Annotated in this window: 13 protein-coding genes; 8 read left to right on the plus strand and 5 right to left on the minus strand. The window is 57.1% G+C overall.

The window, feature by feature from the left end:
* Positions 1-720: 720 nt before the first annotated feature.
* Entirely contained in the window at positions 721-2,055 is a 1,335-nt protein-coding gene (gene aptA / locus QRN85_RS00700) for an omega-aminotransferase AptA (RefSeq protein ID WP_284756823.1), read from the minus strand.
* A gap of 140 nt (positions 2,056-2,195) precedes the next feature.
* Between aptA and QRN85_RS00705 the strand changes: the two genes are divergently transcribed.
* The 3 genes from QRN85_RS00705 (at position 2,196) to QRN85_RS00715 (ending at position 4,307) form a co-directional block, all read left to right on the plus strand.
* Positions 2,196-2,432 carry a hypothetical protein gene (locus QRN85_RS00705; RefSeq protein ID WP_284756824.1) on the plus strand — a complete coding sequence of 79 codons (237 nt, stop codon included), beginning with the start codon at positions 2,196-2,198 and terminating at the stop codon, positions 2,430-2,432.
* 141 nt (positions 2,433-2,573) lie between these two features.
* Positions 2,574-3,602, plus strand: coding sequence for a four-carbon acid sugar kinase family protein (locus tag QRN85_RS00710; RefSeq protein WP_284756825.1), 1,029 nt, complete (start codon positions 2,574-2,576; stop codon positions 3,600-3,602).
* 3 nt (positions 3,603-3,605) lie between these two features.
* On the plus strand, positions 3,606-4,307 hold the full coding sequence (locus tag QRN85_RS00715; protein WP_062590002.1) for a FadR/GntR family transcriptional regulator: 702 nt from the start codon (positions 3,606-3,608) through the stop codon (positions 4,305-4,307).
* Between the two features lie 76 nt (positions 4,308-4,383).
* On the opposite strand, the gene QRN85_RS00720 is transcribed toward QRN85_RS00715, so the two are convergent.
* From QRN85_RS00720 to QRN85_RS00730, 3 genes are read right to left on the minus strand one after another with little or no spacing between them, the layout of a single operon-like run.
* Positions 4,384-5,505 carry an iron-containing alcohol dehydrogenase gene (locus tag QRN85_RS00720; RefSeq protein ID WP_284756826.1) on the minus strand — a complete coding sequence of 374 codons (1,122 nt, stop codon included), beginning with the start codon at positions 5,503-5,505 and terminating at the stop codon, positions 4,384-4,386.
* A complete protein-coding gene (gene pdxA / locus QRN85_RS00725) occupies positions 5,502-6,467 on the minus strand; it encodes a 4-hydroxythreonine-4-phosphate dehydrogenase PdxA (protein ID WP_284756827.1) in 966 nt (321 codons plus the stop codon). Before pdxA ends, QRN85_RS00720 begins: the two co-directional genes overlap by 4 nt.
* The gene (locus tag QRN85_RS00730; protein WP_284756828.1) at positions 6,464-7,660 is read right to left on the minus strand and encodes a sialidase family protein; all 1,197 of its coding nucleotides are present in this window, start codon (positions 7,658-7,660) and stop codon (positions 6,464-6,466) included. The genes pdxA and QRN85_RS00730 overlap by 4 nt, the downstream gene beginning before the upstream one ends.
* A gap of 351 nt (positions 7,661-8,011) precedes the next feature.
* Between QRN85_RS00730 and QRN85_RS00735 the strand changes: the two genes are divergently transcribed.
* From QRN85_RS00735 to QRN85_RS00755, 5 genes are all read left to right on the plus strand, one after another.
* The gene (locus tag QRN85_RS00735) at positions 8,012-9,529 is read left to right on the plus strand and encodes an ABC transporter substrate-binding protein (RefSeq protein ID WP_284756829.1); all 1,518 of its coding nucleotides are present in this window, start codon (positions 8,012-8,014) and stop codon (positions 9,527-9,529) included.
* 192 nt (positions 9,530-9,721) lie between these two features.
* Positions 9,722-10,636, plus strand: coding sequence for an ABC transporter permease (locus tag QRN85_RS00740; RefSeq protein ID WP_062590189.1), 915 nt, complete (start codon positions 9,722-9,724; stop codon positions 10,634-10,636).
* A 50-nt stretch (positions 10,637-10,686) separates the two neighbouring features.
* Entirely contained in the window at positions 10,687-11,598 is a 912-nt protein-coding gene (locus QRN85_RS00745) for an ABC transporter permease (RefSeq protein ID WP_284756832.1), read from the plus strand.
* Positions 11,591-13,210 carry an ABC transporter ATP-binding protein gene (locus QRN85_RS00750; protein ID WP_284756834.1) on the plus strand — a complete coding sequence of 540 codons (1,620 nt, stop codon included), beginning with the start codon at positions 11,591-11,593 and terminating at the stop codon, positions 13,208-13,210. Before QRN85_RS00745 ends, QRN85_RS00750 begins: the two co-directional genes overlap by 8 nt.
* Positions 13,211-13,233: 23 nt before the next feature.
* Positions 13,234-14,130 (plus strand): dihydrodipicolinate synthase family protein, encoded by an 897-nt coding sequence (locus QRN85_RS00755; protein ID WP_284756836.1) that lies wholly within the window; start codon positions 13,234-13,236, stop codon positions 14,128-14,130.
* Positions 14,131-14,272: 142 nt separating this feature from the next.
* Here the strand turns inward: QRN85_RS00755 and QRN85_RS00760 are convergent, their stop codons facing one another.
* Positions 14,273-15,418, minus strand: a complete 1,146-nt coding sequence (locus tag QRN85_RS00760; RefSeq protein ID WP_082469797.1) for a PLP-dependent cysteine synthase family protein — start codon at positions 15,416-15,418, stop codon at positions 14,273-14,275.
* Positions 15,419-15,565: the final 147 nt, after the last annotated feature.

Here is a 15,565-nt window from a genome sequence, read left to right on the forward strand (position 1 = left end):
GTCCGCGTTAGCTGATAGCTTTTGCCCCGACGTTGCTTCACTAGGCATGAGGTCATTCTCTGATGTGAGAGGGTCGCTTGTACGGAGCGCGAGGTCTGCCTTGTTCAGTCCTCCTTCTGATTGCTGAATTCCCGACCTCACGCCGGTTGAGGTAGGCATCCGTGATCGCAGACGGACTTGACCTTGAGATCGAGCTGCGCCGGTCATAGCGAGTGTTTCTTTTGTACCCAATGATCCTGTCTCCAAACCGAATCCATCGGTTGAGCAAATGCCTCTCTGAGAGACGGGACAGATGCGCCTAGCGCGATGTGATCACTCAATCGGCGGCTAGATTTCGAGCACTTCGCTCGTTCCATCGAGATCTTTGGTGAGCTTTTGTAGATGAGCAAAACGGCACCATGGGGTCGTCGCATGATCTGACTGCCACGCGTAAATGTCATTTCAGGTGCCTTGACAGGAGCGCGGACTTGGGGGATTACTTGCTCGTCCTAGGCTGAAGGCCAGACTCATCGACGCCAACGGAGCGTCTGAGCAACTCAGGACAAACAATCGAGAAAGCTTTGAAAAGCGTTATACGAAGTGATGAAACGAAACGCCGTTTTCGCTTTCATTTCCCTGTTTTTCCTGAATGAAAACAGTTCGATGATGTGATGTAAAATTTAAGAAAAATTTAGCGTTTGAACCAGGGCGACCGTTGGCCGCCCCGGCTGCGTTCTGGCGTTACGCAGCGCGGCGCAAGGCATCTCCGATAATGGAAACGATGTCGCTGATCTGACTTTCCTCGATGATCAGGGGAGGGGAGAGTGCAATGATGTCGCCCGTGACGCGAACCAGCAATCCCTTCTTGAAGCAGTCAACGAAGACATCGTAAGCGCGGGTTCCCGGAGCACCGTCCCGGGGCGTGAGTTCGATAGCACCGACGAGACCGAGGTTTCGAATGTCGTGGACGTGAGGAGCACCCTTTAGCGAATGGAGGGCTTCTTCCCATGCCTGAGCGAGGGAAGCAGCGCGTGTCAGCAAGCCTTCCTTCTCGTAGATTTCGAGCGTCGCGATACCCGCGGCGCAGGCTACCGGATGTCCGGAATAGGTGTAGCCGTGGAAGAGTTCGATCTGGTTTTGTGGTCCCTGCATCAGCGCGTCATAGATGCCGCGTTTTGCAAAAACCGCCCCCATGGGAATGGCCCCGTTGGTGATGCCCTTCGCGGTGGTCACCAGATCCGGCACCACGCCGAAATAATCCGTCCCGAATGGTTTGCCGAGGCGACCGAAGCCGGTGATGACTTCATCGAAAATCAGCAGGATGCCGTGCTTGTCTGCAATAGCGCGAAGTAGCTCCAGATATCCCTTAGGCGGCAGGATGACGCCGGCAGACCCTGACATGGGTTCAACGATAACCGCAGCGATCGTTTCCGCACCGTGAAGGGCAACCAGGCGCTCAAGATCTTCCGCCAGTTCGACGCCGTGCTCGGGCATTCCCTTTGAATAGGCGTTGCGATCGACATCGAGTGTGTGACGCATATGGTCTGCGGAAATCTGCGGGAAAACGCGTCTGTTGTTGACCAGCCCGCCAACGGAAATTCCGCCGAAGCCGACGCCATGATATCCCTTTTCACGACCGATGAAACGGGTGCGGGTGCCTTGGCCGATTGCTCTTTGATACGCGATCGCAATTTTAAGCGCGGTATCGACAGATTCCGAACCGGAGCCGGTAAAGAAAATACGATCGAGCTGGGCATCAGGACCGCCGGGCGCATTCGCCGCGAGTTTCTCGGCAAACTCGAAGGCAATCGGGTGGCCCATCTGGAACGTGGGGGCGAAATCCATGGTCGACATCTGCCGCTCTACAGCGGCGGTGATGCTCTTGCGGCCATGGCCGGCATTGACGCACCAGAGACCGGCGGTGCCGTCCAGAATCCTGTTGCCGTCAATGTCGGTGTAATACATGCCTTCGGCACTCGCCAGAAGGCGAGGGGATTCCTTGAACTGGCGGTTGGCAGTAAAGGGCATCCAGAAATTTGAAAGATTGGGCAGGTTTGATTTGCTGTTGTGATCCATTGGGTTTCCCTCTTAGAGATGCCTATCAATCCTGCACTTATCGCTATCGAACAAGTCTTTTTCCGCATTGTCCTAGGCAATTGTTTGAGGAAGCAGAGATCTAAATATGTCTCGGTCGCTGCGTGTGCTGGAGCCGATGGGTGAGACAGGGCAAACACCGCTCACGCATTGGCCCGAGACAGAAGCTCCTGCGTTTCCATGGAATAGAATTCTGTGCCGACAATGGCGTCGTTGAAGACGCATGGCTCGTTGGATGGGTCATGATCTGCCTGCCGCGGCCGGACATCGAGGCGCGCCACTACATTGTGACGCCCGGATTGCCACAGTGGAGAAAACCAGGCCTTGGCGTGGTGGAAATGGCGACTGTTACCAATTGAACCTGGCGATCAGGCATCGGTGGAGGGTATGAAAGGTCTCGGCGAAACTGACCTCTATAATTTGTCTGGAAATATCGATCAAAGATTGACAATAAAGAGTTTTTTTGAATTATAAGATGACAACTTTATAAGGTAAATGTCATGTTGGCGATTCTCGCGGACGATTTGACCGGTGCGCTGGACTCGGCAGCGCCGTTTGCCGCACGCGGGCTTCGCGCGGATGTTGCGCTTGACCTGACGGCCGTGGCCGAAATCATCGCGGACAAGCCGGATGTCATTTCGATCAACCTGAACACCCGCGAGATCAGCGCCGATGAGGCAAGGTTTGCCACGGCTGCAGCGATTGGCTTCTTGCCAGCCAGGACGCGTCTCTTCAAGAAAGTCGATTCCAGGCTTAAGGGCAATATTGCCGCCGAGCTCGAGGCCATCCCATATTCCCGCGCACTTGTCGCACCTGCCATTCCGGCATTTGACCGCATTGTAGAGGCAGCGCATGTCAAAGGGCATGGTATCGATACACCGATCTCAATTGCGGAGTGTTTCGGGTCGCATTTTGTCCGTGTCGAAGCTCCAGATACGCTGTCTCATGACGACATGGAAGATGTGCTTGCCGCAGCCGAGAACGACGGTACTGACCTTCTGATCGGGGCGCGTGGCCTTGCCGAGGCGCTTGCCTGCCGCATGACGGGAGGGGAAGTCCCGCAGGTGGCGATCGTGCCGCCTGGCCGAGCCATTTTCGTTATTGGCTCGCGCGATCCGATTACACTCGCCCAAATCGACGCACTGCGCGCGACGGGCGCGGTGAGTTATGTAGCAGCGCCAAACGGTCATATCTCTGGTGGCCTTGAAGCCAATGCCGCGCTGACATTGATACAGGCAACGCCGGGTCCCAGTGAGACAACCTCGCAGGCGGTTGCTGACGCTCTAGGTGGCGGCCTTGGGGCCATTCTATCCAGGAATGACGCCACATTGCTTCTGTCTGGCGGTGCCACGGCGGATGCCGTGATGCGAAGCCTTGGTGTATCCCGGCTCCATCTCCATGGTGAATGCTTGCCGGGCTTGGGTGTTGCCTCCGAAAATGGGCGCTATATCATAGCCAAATCAGGCGGGTTCGGCCATTCCGATACCCTTAAGATTATTGCAGAGATGGTTCTGCGGAAGGCAAGTTGAGACATGGGACTGGAAGCCGGAATCGCTCGCAAAGGCCTTCCCGACATCGTGTTCGAACGCATGTTGCGGGCGATCAAATCAGGTGCCTACAAATCTGACGAGCGGCTGCCCACGGAACACGAACTTGCGGCCGAATTCGAGGTGTCCCGTCCGGTTGTTCGCGAGGCTCTCAAGCGCCTTCGCGACCAGGGTCTGATCTATTCCCGCCGTGGTGCGGGGAGTTTTGTCCGCTCCGTGGGCTTAAGGCAGCCGCTCGGTTTCGGGCAGCTGGAAAATGTCGCCGATCTCCTCAATTGCTATGAATTTCGCCTGACACTCGAGCCTGCCGCCGCTGCGGCAGCGGCCAGCCGCCATGATGCTGAAAGTCTGAAAGCCATCAGGCAAGCGTTGGAACTGCTCCGCGACGCGACCAACAGACAATCGCACCGCGAAGATGCTGACTTCCAATTTCATCTTGCTATCGCGCGCGCCGCGCAAAACACCTATTTCTCGACAGCCATGGAAGCCCTGAAAGACCACATTGCCGTGGGAATGAAATTTCACGGTGCTTCGATCAGACGGGAGGCCTCTGGGCTGACCCGCGTTTTTGCCGAGCATGAGGCTATCGCCAACGCAATTGCGGATCGCCGGGAGGAGGATGCGCGAAGGCTTATGTTCGAGCACCTTCAGGGATCGCGTGGAAGGCTTTTTCAGGCGTCGCAATAGTCTTTCGCTGATTCACGAGACTGCACGAACTGACAGATTGAAGGGCAGCGAGACCGCGCTGCCCCGATGGTTCGCGTCAGAAACTGGCTCTATAGATAGCAAGAACGTCATCAACGCTCATATCGGCCGGATTGTTGTCCATCAACCGACGGATGGCGTGGGCATCCTCAGCGTAGCGGGATAGATCGGTTTCCGTCGCGCCGTGCCGGGCAAGCGACATTTCTATTCCGAGATCGCCACAGAACGCCAAGGCGGCGTCACGTAACTGCGCCTGAGAAAGGCCACTCCCGAGACCGAGCGCCTCGGCAACTTCTGCTGTCTTTGCCGAAACGACTGGCTGGTTGAAGGCAAGGACGTGCGGAAACACGATGGCATTGGCCAGACCATGCGGCAGGTGTAGCAGCGTTCCAAGCGGATAAGCAATGGCATGACCTGCCGCCGTATTGACGGGCCCGAGGCAAATGCCACCATAATAGGAGGCCAGCAGCAAGCCCTCGCGCGCTTCACGATCCGACCCGTCACGCACCGCTCGGCCCAGATATTTCCCAACGAGGTGAAAGCCCATCCTGGCGAAGCCATCGATCATGGGATGCGCACGCTTGTTGGTAAAAGCTTCGACACAATGCGCCATCGCGTCCACGCCTGTTGCGGCTGTGACCGCTGGCGGTACGGAGTAGGTCAGCTCGGGATCTAGAACTGCGAGATCGGCAATCAGATGGGGGCTTTCAACCGCGATCTTGTTGCCCTTGACCGGATCGGTGATCAGAGAGCGGATGCCCGCTTCGGAACCTGTACCCGCAGTGGTGGCAATCTGCGCCAGCCGCGTGCGCCGGCCAGCCACCCTGTTGGGTCCTGCGACATCTGCGAGCGTCTGCTCACCATCCCACATCGCTGCCACCAGCTTGGCCACATCCATGACAGAACCTCCACCCAGGCCTATCACCAAATCCGGCTTGGCCGTACGTGCTGCCGCAAGTGCCGCATCGAGCGTCGAGATTTCCGGTTCGCCCGAAATAGCATCGAACAAAGCGACTTTGCCCGGTAGCTTCAGGCGCTCAACGAAGCTGCCCGTGATCGGTGAGGCGATGACCAGCGTCGACGAGACTTCGCCGACCCAGGTGGAGACGTCTCCGATCGTTCCGGCACCGACGATCAGCCGTTTTGGCTGATGCAGGGTAATGACTGGGGTGCTGGTCATGCCTGCGCTCCCTTGGAAGTGCTGCCAGCCACAAGCTTGCGGGCATAGGCGATGGCGGACAACATATTGCCGTGGTTGGCGATGCCCTTGCCGGCGATGTCGAAAGCCGTGCCGTGATCCACAGAGGTACGGTCGATTGTCAAATCAACGGAAACATTAACCGCCGTATCGAAAGCGACGAGCTTGATCGGGATGTGTCCCTGATCATGATACTGCGCCACAACAAGATCGAACCCGCCGGAATAGGCGCGGTGAAACACCGTGTCGGCGGAAATCGGACCATAGGCATCAATGCCTTCGGCGCGAGCGGCGGCAACAGCAGGCGCGATTTGGTCGTCGTCCTCTGTGCCGAAGAGACCATTTTCACCGCAATGGGGGTTGATACCGGCAACCGCGATACGTGGGCGCTCGTAGCCGGTGCGTTTCAGGTGTTCGTTGCCAGCTTTGATCGTCGCGAGGACCCGTTCCGTCGTTGCCCGGCGGATCGCCTCCTGCAACGATACGTGGGTGGAAACGTGGATAACCTTCAACTTTTCCGAGGCCAGCAGCATATAGGCGGCGGCTGATTTGGTCAGGCTGCGCAACATGCCGGTGTGTCCATCATAATGGTGACCTGCGAGATTGAGCGCTTCCTTGTTGATGGGGGCCGTGACGATGCAGCCGATCTTCCCGGCTTCGGCGTCGCGCACTGCCTTCTCGATAAAGCGGAACGCAGCGTCACCGGCGACGGGCGAGAGCTGCCCCCAGGCCAGTGGTGCACCCTCGACCGTCAAATCGACAACGTAAGGCGCCAGATTTATATTGACATTCAGCGCCTTGCGAGCCGCTTCCAGGGTTGGAAGATTGCCATAGATGCGGGTGGCGGCGCGGTTCGCTTCATCCATCTCGGCCAGCGCCCGTACCGTGATTTCAGGCCCTACGCCGCAGGGGTCGCCCATGGTAATGCCAATGATATTGCTCATGATTTACTCCCGTCTGCCGCATGTGCCCAGCCCGGAGCCAGACGAACATATTTGATAGCGCGCCGATAATAGGTATAGGCGATGTGAAGCGAGCCATCGGCTCCCTCAAGGAGCCACGGATAGGACATTTCCTTGTTGTGGCCATCGATCGAATTGTTCGAAAGGCAGGTGCCAGGCCCCTCTTCAATGATGATCCGCTGCGGAAAGCTTTTTGCGCCATCGCTGGAAATGCAGACGCTGACAGGCGCGCGCGGCACACCCCAGATGGGCACGCAACCGCCATCGGGGTCGGCATCTGGCCGGTCGTCATCTTCGCCCAGCTCATCATAAAGCGAGGCGCGTCGGTCGCTCGACATATCGGCATTGATGGGATTGCAGATCATCGCGATGCGGCCATCGTGCAGACGGATCGCGGCGATCGAGGAATTGTTGTTGGGCACATCCGTTGGCTGAGGTTGCGACCACGTGCGGCCGCCATCAACACTTTCCGTGCGATAGACGAAATCGGACTGACGACGGCGAAACACCGCTGCCAGCTTTTCATCCCCGATGGAGACCGGGCTCATATGCACACAGCCAGTGGACTGGGCGACATCCTCCAGACGCCAGGTCTCGCCGCCATCTTCGGAAATGCCAACCGCAGCACGGTCATGACTGCCGTTCCATTTCTGGCCTGGACGCTGGATGCACCGGAAGATCGGTAAAAGCCATGCACCATCTTCGCGAACCATAAGCGGGGCACGAACGAAACAGCCGCGCGGCAGGTCGAGATATCGCCCGTCGCCAGCCGTCAGTCTGGTCGGATCCGACGCGTCGCGCGAAACCTGCGCCATGCGGATACGGCATTCATCCTGATTGCCGGATGGCTGCGACGTGTGGAACAAATACAGTGTCTTGTCGGGTGCCGAAAACAAAACCGGGTTCTGCTCGGAGTGATCGGGATCGAAGCTCAGCCGCTGCGGTTCGCCCCATTGATCGGACCCTGCCGTCAGAACTGACGCGAAGATGGAAATATCCGACTTTCCTTCCAGCGTGCCACCGAACCAGGCGCAGATGAGCGCGCCATCATCGGTAAGGTGCAGGAAGGATGCATGGTTCTGAATCATGGGCGAGGCCAACACGGCTTCGTGTCGCCCCTTTCCAGCAGCTTCAACCTTGCCGGTCATGACGGTTGCAATCATTTCAGGCGTCATTTTGGCCTCCTCTTACAACCACGAAAATCATCAAATTTGCAAAGTTGTCAAGTTTGAAAAATCTCGTCAGTTGCAAACTTCAGGTCGCTTCGGCGTCATAAATAATTGTAAATACTGTATTTTATATGTTTGTATTTTGCACAAATAGATCGAAACGAATAATTAATTTGACAAACTTGCCGAGAAATTCCATGTTCAGCGTCAGCCCAGTTAAGGCGCCGTCGGGCAATGATCCGTCTACGGTGGCGCGCAGGGTTTCACGGAGGAATGCTTTCAAACCGCGCAGCAGTCATGCCGTCGCGAGGTGAAGATCAAGCGGTGCGACCAGCACCCACAAGGGAGGAGAATGACATGAAAACCTCGCGTCTTTTCGGAGCTGTTCTGGGTTCCGTTCTCGCATTCGGGCCCGGCATCGCGCCGGCCAACGCCGCCTCGACGGACATCAAGATCGTTTTGCCTGAGGAGGCCGACCTGCTTGAGCCCTGCATGGCAACGCGCTCCAACATCGGCCGCGTCATCATGGAAAATGTCAGCGAAACGCTGACCGAGCTCGATGTCCGCGGGAAGAAAGGCGTCATGCCGCGTCTGGCAGAAAAATGGGAACAGACAGGCGATGGCGTCTGGCGGTTCCATTTGCGTCAGAATGTGAAATTCTCCGATGGCAAGACGTTCGGTGCCAAGGATGTCAAATACAGCTTTGACCGCATTTTCAGCGACAAGAATATTTGCGAGTCGCGCCGCTATTTCGGGGGCATGAAGTTCGACGTGAAGGTGGTTGACGAAAACACCATCGATTTCAAGGTTGACCCGGTTCAGCCGATCCTGCCTCTGCTGCTGTCGCTCGTTACCATTGTTCCAGAGGGAACGCCGCTGGAATTCGTGCGCGAGCCTGTTGGCACCGGCCCTTACAAGCTGTCCAACTGGACGCCGGGCCAGCAGATCGTTCTCGAGGCCCGTGACGATTACTGGGGCAAGAAGCCTGCCGTCACAAAGGCCACCTATCTGTTCCGTGCTGATCCGGCCGTTCGCGCCGCCATGGTTCAAGCCGGTGAAGCCGATCTGGCGCCTTCGATTGCCCAGGTGGACGCCACCAACGACAAGACAGACTTCTCCTATCTCGACAGTGAAACCGTCTACTTGCGCCTTGATGGCAACATAGCGCCACTTAACGACGTTCGCGTTCGCAAGGCGCTGAACCTTGCCATCGACCGGCAGGCCTTTATCGGCACGCTCGTTCCGCAGGATGCCGTGCTTGCAACAGCTTTGGTGCCGCCAACCACGCTTGGTTGGAACCCTGACGTCAAGGTCTTCCCTTACGATCCGGATCAGGCAAAGAAGCTGCTGGAAGAAGCGAAGGCCGCTGGCGTTCCGGTCGACACGCCTATCACCATCATTGCCCGCACAGCCAATTTCCCGAATGTGACGGAAATCATGGAAGCCGTGCAGGCGCAGTTGCAGGAAGTTGGCTTCAAGGTCGAGCTTCGGTTCGTCGAAGTGGCGGAGCACGAGGTCTATTACTCCAAGCCCTTCAAGGAAGGCCGTGGCCCGCAGATCGTCGCTGCCATGCACGACAATTCCAAGGGTGACCCATCCTTCACCATGTTCTTCAAATATGACAGCAAGGGCACGCAGTCCGGTTTCGCCGACAAGAAGGTCGATGATCTGATCGCCCGTGCCTCTGCTGCCACTGGTGAAGATCGTGCAAAACTCTGGTCGCAACTCATGACTTACGTCCATGACGATCTGGTTGCCGATGTCCTCCTGTTCCACATGGTCGGTTATTCGCGGGTGTCGGAACGCCTGGATTTCAAACCAACCATCGCCACCAACTCCATGTTGCAGCTCTCTGAGATCGGCCTCAAGCAGTAAGCATGAAAAGGCACCATCCGACCCCTGATCGATCATCATCAGGTCGGGAGGGTGGTGCCCGTCAACAAAGGTCAGGGCGGCACGCATCCCGTTGCCATCCTGTCCATTCAACAAGAGGGCGATTGATCGTCCTGTCGATGTGAAGTGGACGGCGCAATGCCAGTCGCCCATTCCAGCTTGATCGAGGTCTCAATGCTCAGATTCATCCGCAAACGCGCCCTCGCCAGCCTTATCTCGCTGATAGGGCTTCTGATCATGGTGTTTTTTCTCTCCCGCCTGACCGGCGACCCCGCTTCCTTGTTTCTTCCCGTGGAAGCCTCCGCTGAAATGAAGGCCGAATTTCGGGCGCTGCATGGGCTGGACCAGCCACTCCTCGTTCAATTTGTGCAATATGTCGGCAACGTCATGACCGGCGATCTCGGCGAAAGCCTGCGCAAGGCCCGCCCCGCTCTCGACGTCGTTCTGGAAGCTTTTACCTGGACGCTTTGGCTTGCGGTTATCACGATGACGCTGGTTACCGTCTGTGCCATCGTCGTCGGGTCGCTGGCTGCGTTCCGCACGGGTGGTTTCTTCGATCGCTTTTCCTCGATGGTCTCGCTGATCGGGGCATCAGTGCCTGATTTCTGGCTTGCCATCGTTGCCATCGTCGTATTCGCCATCCAGCTCTCCTGGCTGCCAACGTCAGGCACCGGCACATTCTCCCACTGGATTTTGCCGATCTGCGTTCTCTTCGTTCGCCCCTTCGGCATCATCGTGCAGGTCGTGCGCGGATCGATGATCTCGGCGCTATCCTCCGCCTACGTCAAGACGGCCCGCGCCAAGGGCGTAAAATCCGGCCCAATCATTTTCATCCACGCACTGCGCAATGCGATGCTGCCCGTGATTACCGTGATCGGCGACCAGGCCGCCAGCCTGCTCAATGGCGCTGTCGTTATTGAAACGATCTTCGGTTTCCCCGGTGTCGGCAAATTGATGATCGACAGTATTCTACAGCGTGACTTCAACGTCGTGCTGGCGGCAATCCTTGTCACCGCTTTCGCAATTTTCCTCATGAACCTCGTGATCGACCTGGCCTATGCTTTGCTCGATCCGCGCATTCGCTATTGAGGATCGACATGAACATGGCCTCTCAATCCCCCAAAACCGCCGATAACGGCATGGCAAAAGAACCAGTTACCGAAGAAGCGAGCGCCATCGTGCGTATGGCGCGCATGCTGTGGGCAGACAAGTTTGCACTCTGCGCCGCAATATTCCTCGTCGTCGTGATAATCCTCGCGATCGTCGGACCCACCCTGCTCAATGAGCTCGCCACCAAACAGAACCTGAGAGGCCGCAACCTCGCGCCCTTCGATTTCAGTCGCGAATGGTTCATGTGGCTCGGTGCCGATGCGCTGGGGCGCCCGCTCTGGCCACGCATCATCGCTGCCACCCAGAACACGATCCTGGTCGCGGCCGGTGCCGTCTTCATCTCTGCCGTTGTTGGTACACTGCTGGGATTGATAGCCGGCTTTTCATCTCAACGCACCAGCCAGATCATCATGCGGCTTGCAGACGTCATCATGTCCTTCCCCTCCCTGCTCGTGGCCGTGATCGTGCTTTACATTCTCGGCTCTTCGATCCTCAACCTGATGCTGGTCCTGTCGATTACGCGTATTCCCGTCTATCTTCGCACCACCCGCGCAGAAGTCATGGAAATCCGCAGCCGCATGTTCGTGCAGGCGGCACGCGTCATGGGCGCTTCTTCAAAGCGCATTCTGTTCCGGCATATCCTGCCCGTTGTTCTGCCGACGCTGACGACCCTGGCGACGCTGGATTTTGCCTATGTCATGCTGGCGGAAAGCGCCCTTTCCTTTCTTGGCATCGGCATTCAACCGCCGGAGATTACCTGGGGTCTGATGATCAGTCAGGGCCGTCAGTATCTTACCAATGCCTGGTGGCTGTCTTTCTGGCCCGGTCTGGCGATCATCCTGACCACGCTATCGCTCAACCTTCTGTCCAACTGGCTGCGTATCGCGCTTGATCCCGTCCAGCGCTGGCGCCTGGAGATGAAAGGACCGAAACATGGCTGATCATTTGCTGGAGGTACGTAATCTCTCGGTGGATTTTTACACCGCGACGGGCACCGTCCACGCTGTGCGCAACATTTCCTACCATCTGGATCGCGGCGAAACGCTTGCCATTCTGGGTGAGAGCGGTTCAGGCAAGTCTGTTTCCTCCTCCGCAATCATGAACCTGATCGACATGCCGCCCGGCAAGATTTCATCCGGCGAAATCCTGCTCAACGGCAAGGACCTCCTGAAAATGGGTGCGGATGAGCGTCGGGCCGTCAATGGCCGTTTCATCGCCATGATTTTTCAGGATCCACTCAGCCACTTGAACCCGGTCTATACGGTGGGCTGGCAGATGCGCGAAGCCCTGAGAACCCACGGTATCGATAACCGCCAAGCGCAGGCAGAAGCCTTGCGTCTGTTCAAGCGGGTCGCCCTCCCAGAACCTGAAAAGGCACTTGATAAATATCCACACGAATTTTCCGGCGGCCAGCGCCAACGCGTTATGATCGCCATGGCTCTGGCGCTGAAACCCGACCTGCTGATAGCCGACGAACCAACGACGGCGCTGGACGTGACGGTGCAGGCGGATGTTCTGGCGCTGTTGAAAGAACTCCAGCGCGAAACCGGCATGGGCGTGCTGATCATAACCCATGATCTCGGCGTCGTCTCAGAAGTTGCCGATCGCGTTGTGGTGATGGAAAAGGGCGTGCTTGTCGAAAGCGGCACCGTCCGGGAGGTCTACCGCAATCCACAGCACCCCTATACAAAGAAGCTGATCGCCGCTGCCCCCGGCAAGGGCGAACTGCACGAGCCAGCTACCGATGGCGAGCCGATCCTGAAGGTACGCAACGCGCGCAAATCCTATGGCGGTTTTGAAGCTCTCAAAGGCATTTCCTTTGATCTGAAGGCTGGTGAGACGGTTGCCGTGGTTGGAGAAAGCGGCTCTGGAAAATCCACACTGGCCCGCATCCTGCTGCGGCTCGATGACCCCGACAGCGGTACAGCACACTGGAAGGGTCAGGATCTTTTTGCGCTTTCGCCGGGCGAGCTGTTCAAACTGCGGCGTGATCTGCAAATGGTGTTTCAGGACCCGACACAATCGCTCAATCCGCGTATGACGGTCTATCAGTTGATCTCCGAGGCCTGGGTCATTCATCCGGAGATACTGCCTAAGGCCAAGTGGCGCGCACGCGTCGCAGAATTGCTGGATCAGGTCGGGCTGTCGCCAGAGCATATGGGTCGCTATCCCCATCAGTTCTCAGGCGGACAGCGCCAGCGTATCGCCATCGCCCGTGCACTGGCACTTGAACCGCAGCTGATCGTCTGCGACGAAGCGGTCTCAGCACTCGACGTATCGGTACAGGCGCAGGTGGTCAGCCTGCTCGACAAGCTGCGCCGGGAGATGGGGATTGCTTTCATCTTTATTGCCCATGACCTGCCTCTGGTGCGCGATTTCGCGGATTACGTCATGGTCATGCAGAAGGGTGAGATCGTCGAATTCGGCACGGTCGGGCAAGTCTTCGACAATCCGCAGCAACGTTATACGCAAGCCCTGATCTCTGCCACGCTCGACCCTGACCCGGACGTGCAGGCAGCCAACCGCAATGCCCGCCTCGCCAGCGTTTCCTGATTTGAATGACCGGAGTAAAGCCGATGACCAAAAAAGCCTTTGTCGCGATCGTAACCTGTTTCAATGATGACGAAACGATCAACTACGAAGCCACCCGCGCACAGGTTCGCCGTCAGGTGGTTGCTGGCAACAACATCATGTGCGCTGGCACCAATGGTGACTTCACCGCGCTCACCCATTCTGAAAAAATCCGGCTGCTGGAGGAAGTGGTTGATGAAGTTGGCGGCAAGGCCGATGTCATCGTCAATGCCGGAATGCCCGCAACTTTCGAGACGCTGCAGCTTGCCAGAGAATTTGACCGTATCGGCGTCAAGGGCATCGCCGTCATCACGCCGTTCTTCATTGCCTGCACGCAGGACGGCCTCGTTCGCCACTTCTCGACGGTGGCAGATGCGGTAAACACGCCTGTCTATCTCTACGATATTCCTGCGCGCACCCAAAACCACATCGAACCTGAAACGGCGCGCAAGCTGGCAGGCCATGGCAACATTGCCGGCATCAAGGATTCCGGAGGCGCACAGGAAACACTGGAGGCCTATCTGCAGGTTTCAAAGGAGGTTGAAGGCTTCGAGGTCTATTCCGGTCCCGATCATCTGGTTCTCTGGGCGTTGCAGAACGGTGCTGCGGGCTGCATTTCCGGCCTTGGTAACGCCATGCCGGATGTTCTTGCAGGTATTGTCAAAGGCTTTAACTCAGGGGACATCGAGGAAGCTGAACGGCACCAGTCCGTCTATACCGCTTTCCGTACCGACCTTTACGCCCATGGTTTCCCCCCTGCCATGGTCAAACGCGCGCTGTATTTGCAAGACGCGTCTGTCGGCGCCAGTCGACAGCCGGCGCTGATGCCTAATGCTGAGCAGGACGCCAAAATTCGCGACATCCTGCAAAAATATAATCTGCTGTCCGGGGCGGACGCTTAAAATATCGCAGAAAGCGATATGGCAGGCCGAAAAAGCGGCGCGTCGTCACAATGCGCCGCAATATCCAGGTCAACTATGACCTTTTGCTGTACCGCTCATTTACGGAAAGCGTTGCGGCCCGGCGTAGACAGGCCGCTTCCCCTTATCCAGCTGTATTTGGCACAAGGCTTTCATCGTTCAAGTTCAATTCCCCGGTGTCGATGAAAGTTTCCAGCATGTCACGGTAGGGGGTGATGTCGATGTTGTTCCTCGCCAGCCAATCGGCGTTATAATAGGTGGCGGCATAGCGGTCGCCGCTATCGCAGATGAGCGATACGAGCGAGCCCTGCTTGCCTTCCTTCATCATGGCCGAGGCAATCCAGCACAGCCCGAAGAAATTCGTCCCTGTCGAACCGCCGACCTTTCTGAACAGGCGGTCAGACAACACGTGCATGGCGGCGATGGATGCGGCGTCCGGGATTTTGATCATGTGATCGATGACACCGGGAATGAAGGATGGCTCGACTCTGGGGCGACCAACCCCCTCTATGCGGGAGGGTGTGGCGCAGGTGACGTTGCGATCCCCTGAGACATAGGACGTATAGAAAGCGGAGTGCTCGACATCGACCACGCAGAGGCGGGTCTTCAGATTGCGGTAGCGAATATACCGTCCGATCGTTGCCGATGTGCCGCCCGTGCCCGCATTCATCACCACCCATTCGGGCTCCGGATGCTCCTCGCTTTTCATCTGTTCGAAGATGGAGTCAGCAATATTGTTGTTTCCGCGCCAGTCCGTTGCCCGTTCCGCATAGGTAAACTGGTCCAGATAGTAGCCTCCGGTATCAGAGGCCAGTTTTTCCGCAGCAAGATAGACTTCCGACGGGCGGTCGACAAAATGGCATTTTCCACCGAACCGCTCGATGGCCTCGACCTTTTGCGGGCTGGTGGAATGCGGCATCACTGCTATGAATGGCAAATCGAGAAGATGAGCGAAATAGGCCTCGCTGACAGCTGTCGAGCCTGAAGATGCCTCTACAAGCGTGGTTCCCTGCGCAATTTTGCCATTGCAGATGCCGTAGAGAAAGAGAGAGCGTGCCAGACGGTGCTTCAGGCTGCCGGTGGGATGGGTCGATTCATCCTTGAGATAGATCGAGATGCCGCGCAGCCCCTTGAAAACGGGTTTGACGAGATGCGTATCGGCAGAGCGCCGCCCGTCACCCTGAAGGATGCCGATGGCACGCCGTGCCCAATCACGATTTTCACAGGCGGGCAGGGCGGTAACGGGCGGCATATGCAGACATTCTTGCATCAGGCGTCACTCCGCTCAAGGGAAATCGAGCGCTCTGGCCCATAAACAGGACATTCAATAACCGCGGTCGTCACGATGATTTATCTCTCCGAGATGGCAATTTTAGAAATAATTTCTATTATATTGTCAAAATTTGGAAAGTCTATC

This window comes from Agrobacterium sp. fls2-241-TYG-188a, from assembly GCF_030209845.1.

What these genes read in the sequence shown, in the direction of transcription:
- aptA (WP_284756823.1), bottom strand. Translation starts at nt 2,055, where the DNA reads ATGGATCACAACAGCAAATCAAACCTGCCCAATCTTTCAAATTTCTGG.
- QRN85_RS00710 (WP_284756825.1), top strand. Translation starts at nt 2,574, where the DNA reads ATGTTGGCGATTCTCGCGGACGATTTGACCGGTGCGCTGGACTCGGCA.
- QRN85_RS00715 (WP_062590002.1), top strand. Translation starts at nt 3,606, where the DNA reads ATGGGACTGGAAGCCGGAATCGCTCGCAAAGGCCTTCCCGACATCGTG.
- QRN85_RS00720 (WP_284756826.1), bottom strand. Translation starts at nt 5,505, where the DNA reads ATGACCAGCACCCCAGTCATTACCCTGCATCAGCCAAAACGGCTGATC.
- pdxA (WP_284756827.1), bottom strand. Translation starts at nt 6,467, where the DNA reads ATGAGCAATATCATTGGCATTACCATGGGCGACCCCTGCGGCGTAGGG.
- QRN85_RS00730 (WP_284756828.1), bottom strand. Translation starts at nt 7,660, where the DNA reads ATGACGCCTGAAATGATTGCAACCGTCATGACCGGCAAGGTTGAAGCT.
- QRN85_RS00735 (WP_284756829.1), top strand. Translation starts at nt 8,012, where the DNA reads ATGAAAACCTCGCGTCTTTTCGGAGCTGTTCTGGGTTCCGTTCTCGCA.
- QRN85_RS00740 (WP_062590189.1), top strand. Translation starts at nt 9,722, where the DNA reads ATGCTCAGATTCATCCGCAAACGCGCCCTCGCCAGCCTTATCTCGCTG.
- QRN85_RS00745 (WP_284756832.1), top strand. Translation starts at nt 10,687, where the DNA reads ATGGCAAAAGAACCAGTTACCGAAGAAGCGAGCGCCATCGTGCGTATG.
- QRN85_RS00750 (WP_284756834.1), top strand. Translation starts at nt 11,591, where the DNA reads ATGGCTGATCATTTGCTGGAGGTACGTAATCTCTCGGTGGATTTTTAC.
- QRN85_RS00755 (WP_284756836.1), top strand. Translation starts at nt 13,234, where the DNA reads ATGACCAAAAAAGCCTTTGTCGCGATCGTAACCTGTTTCAATGATGAC.
- QRN85_RS00760 (WP_082469797.1), bottom strand. Translation starts at nt 15,418, where the DNA reads ATGCAAGAATGTCTGCATATGCCGCCCGTTACCGCCCTGCCCGCCTGT.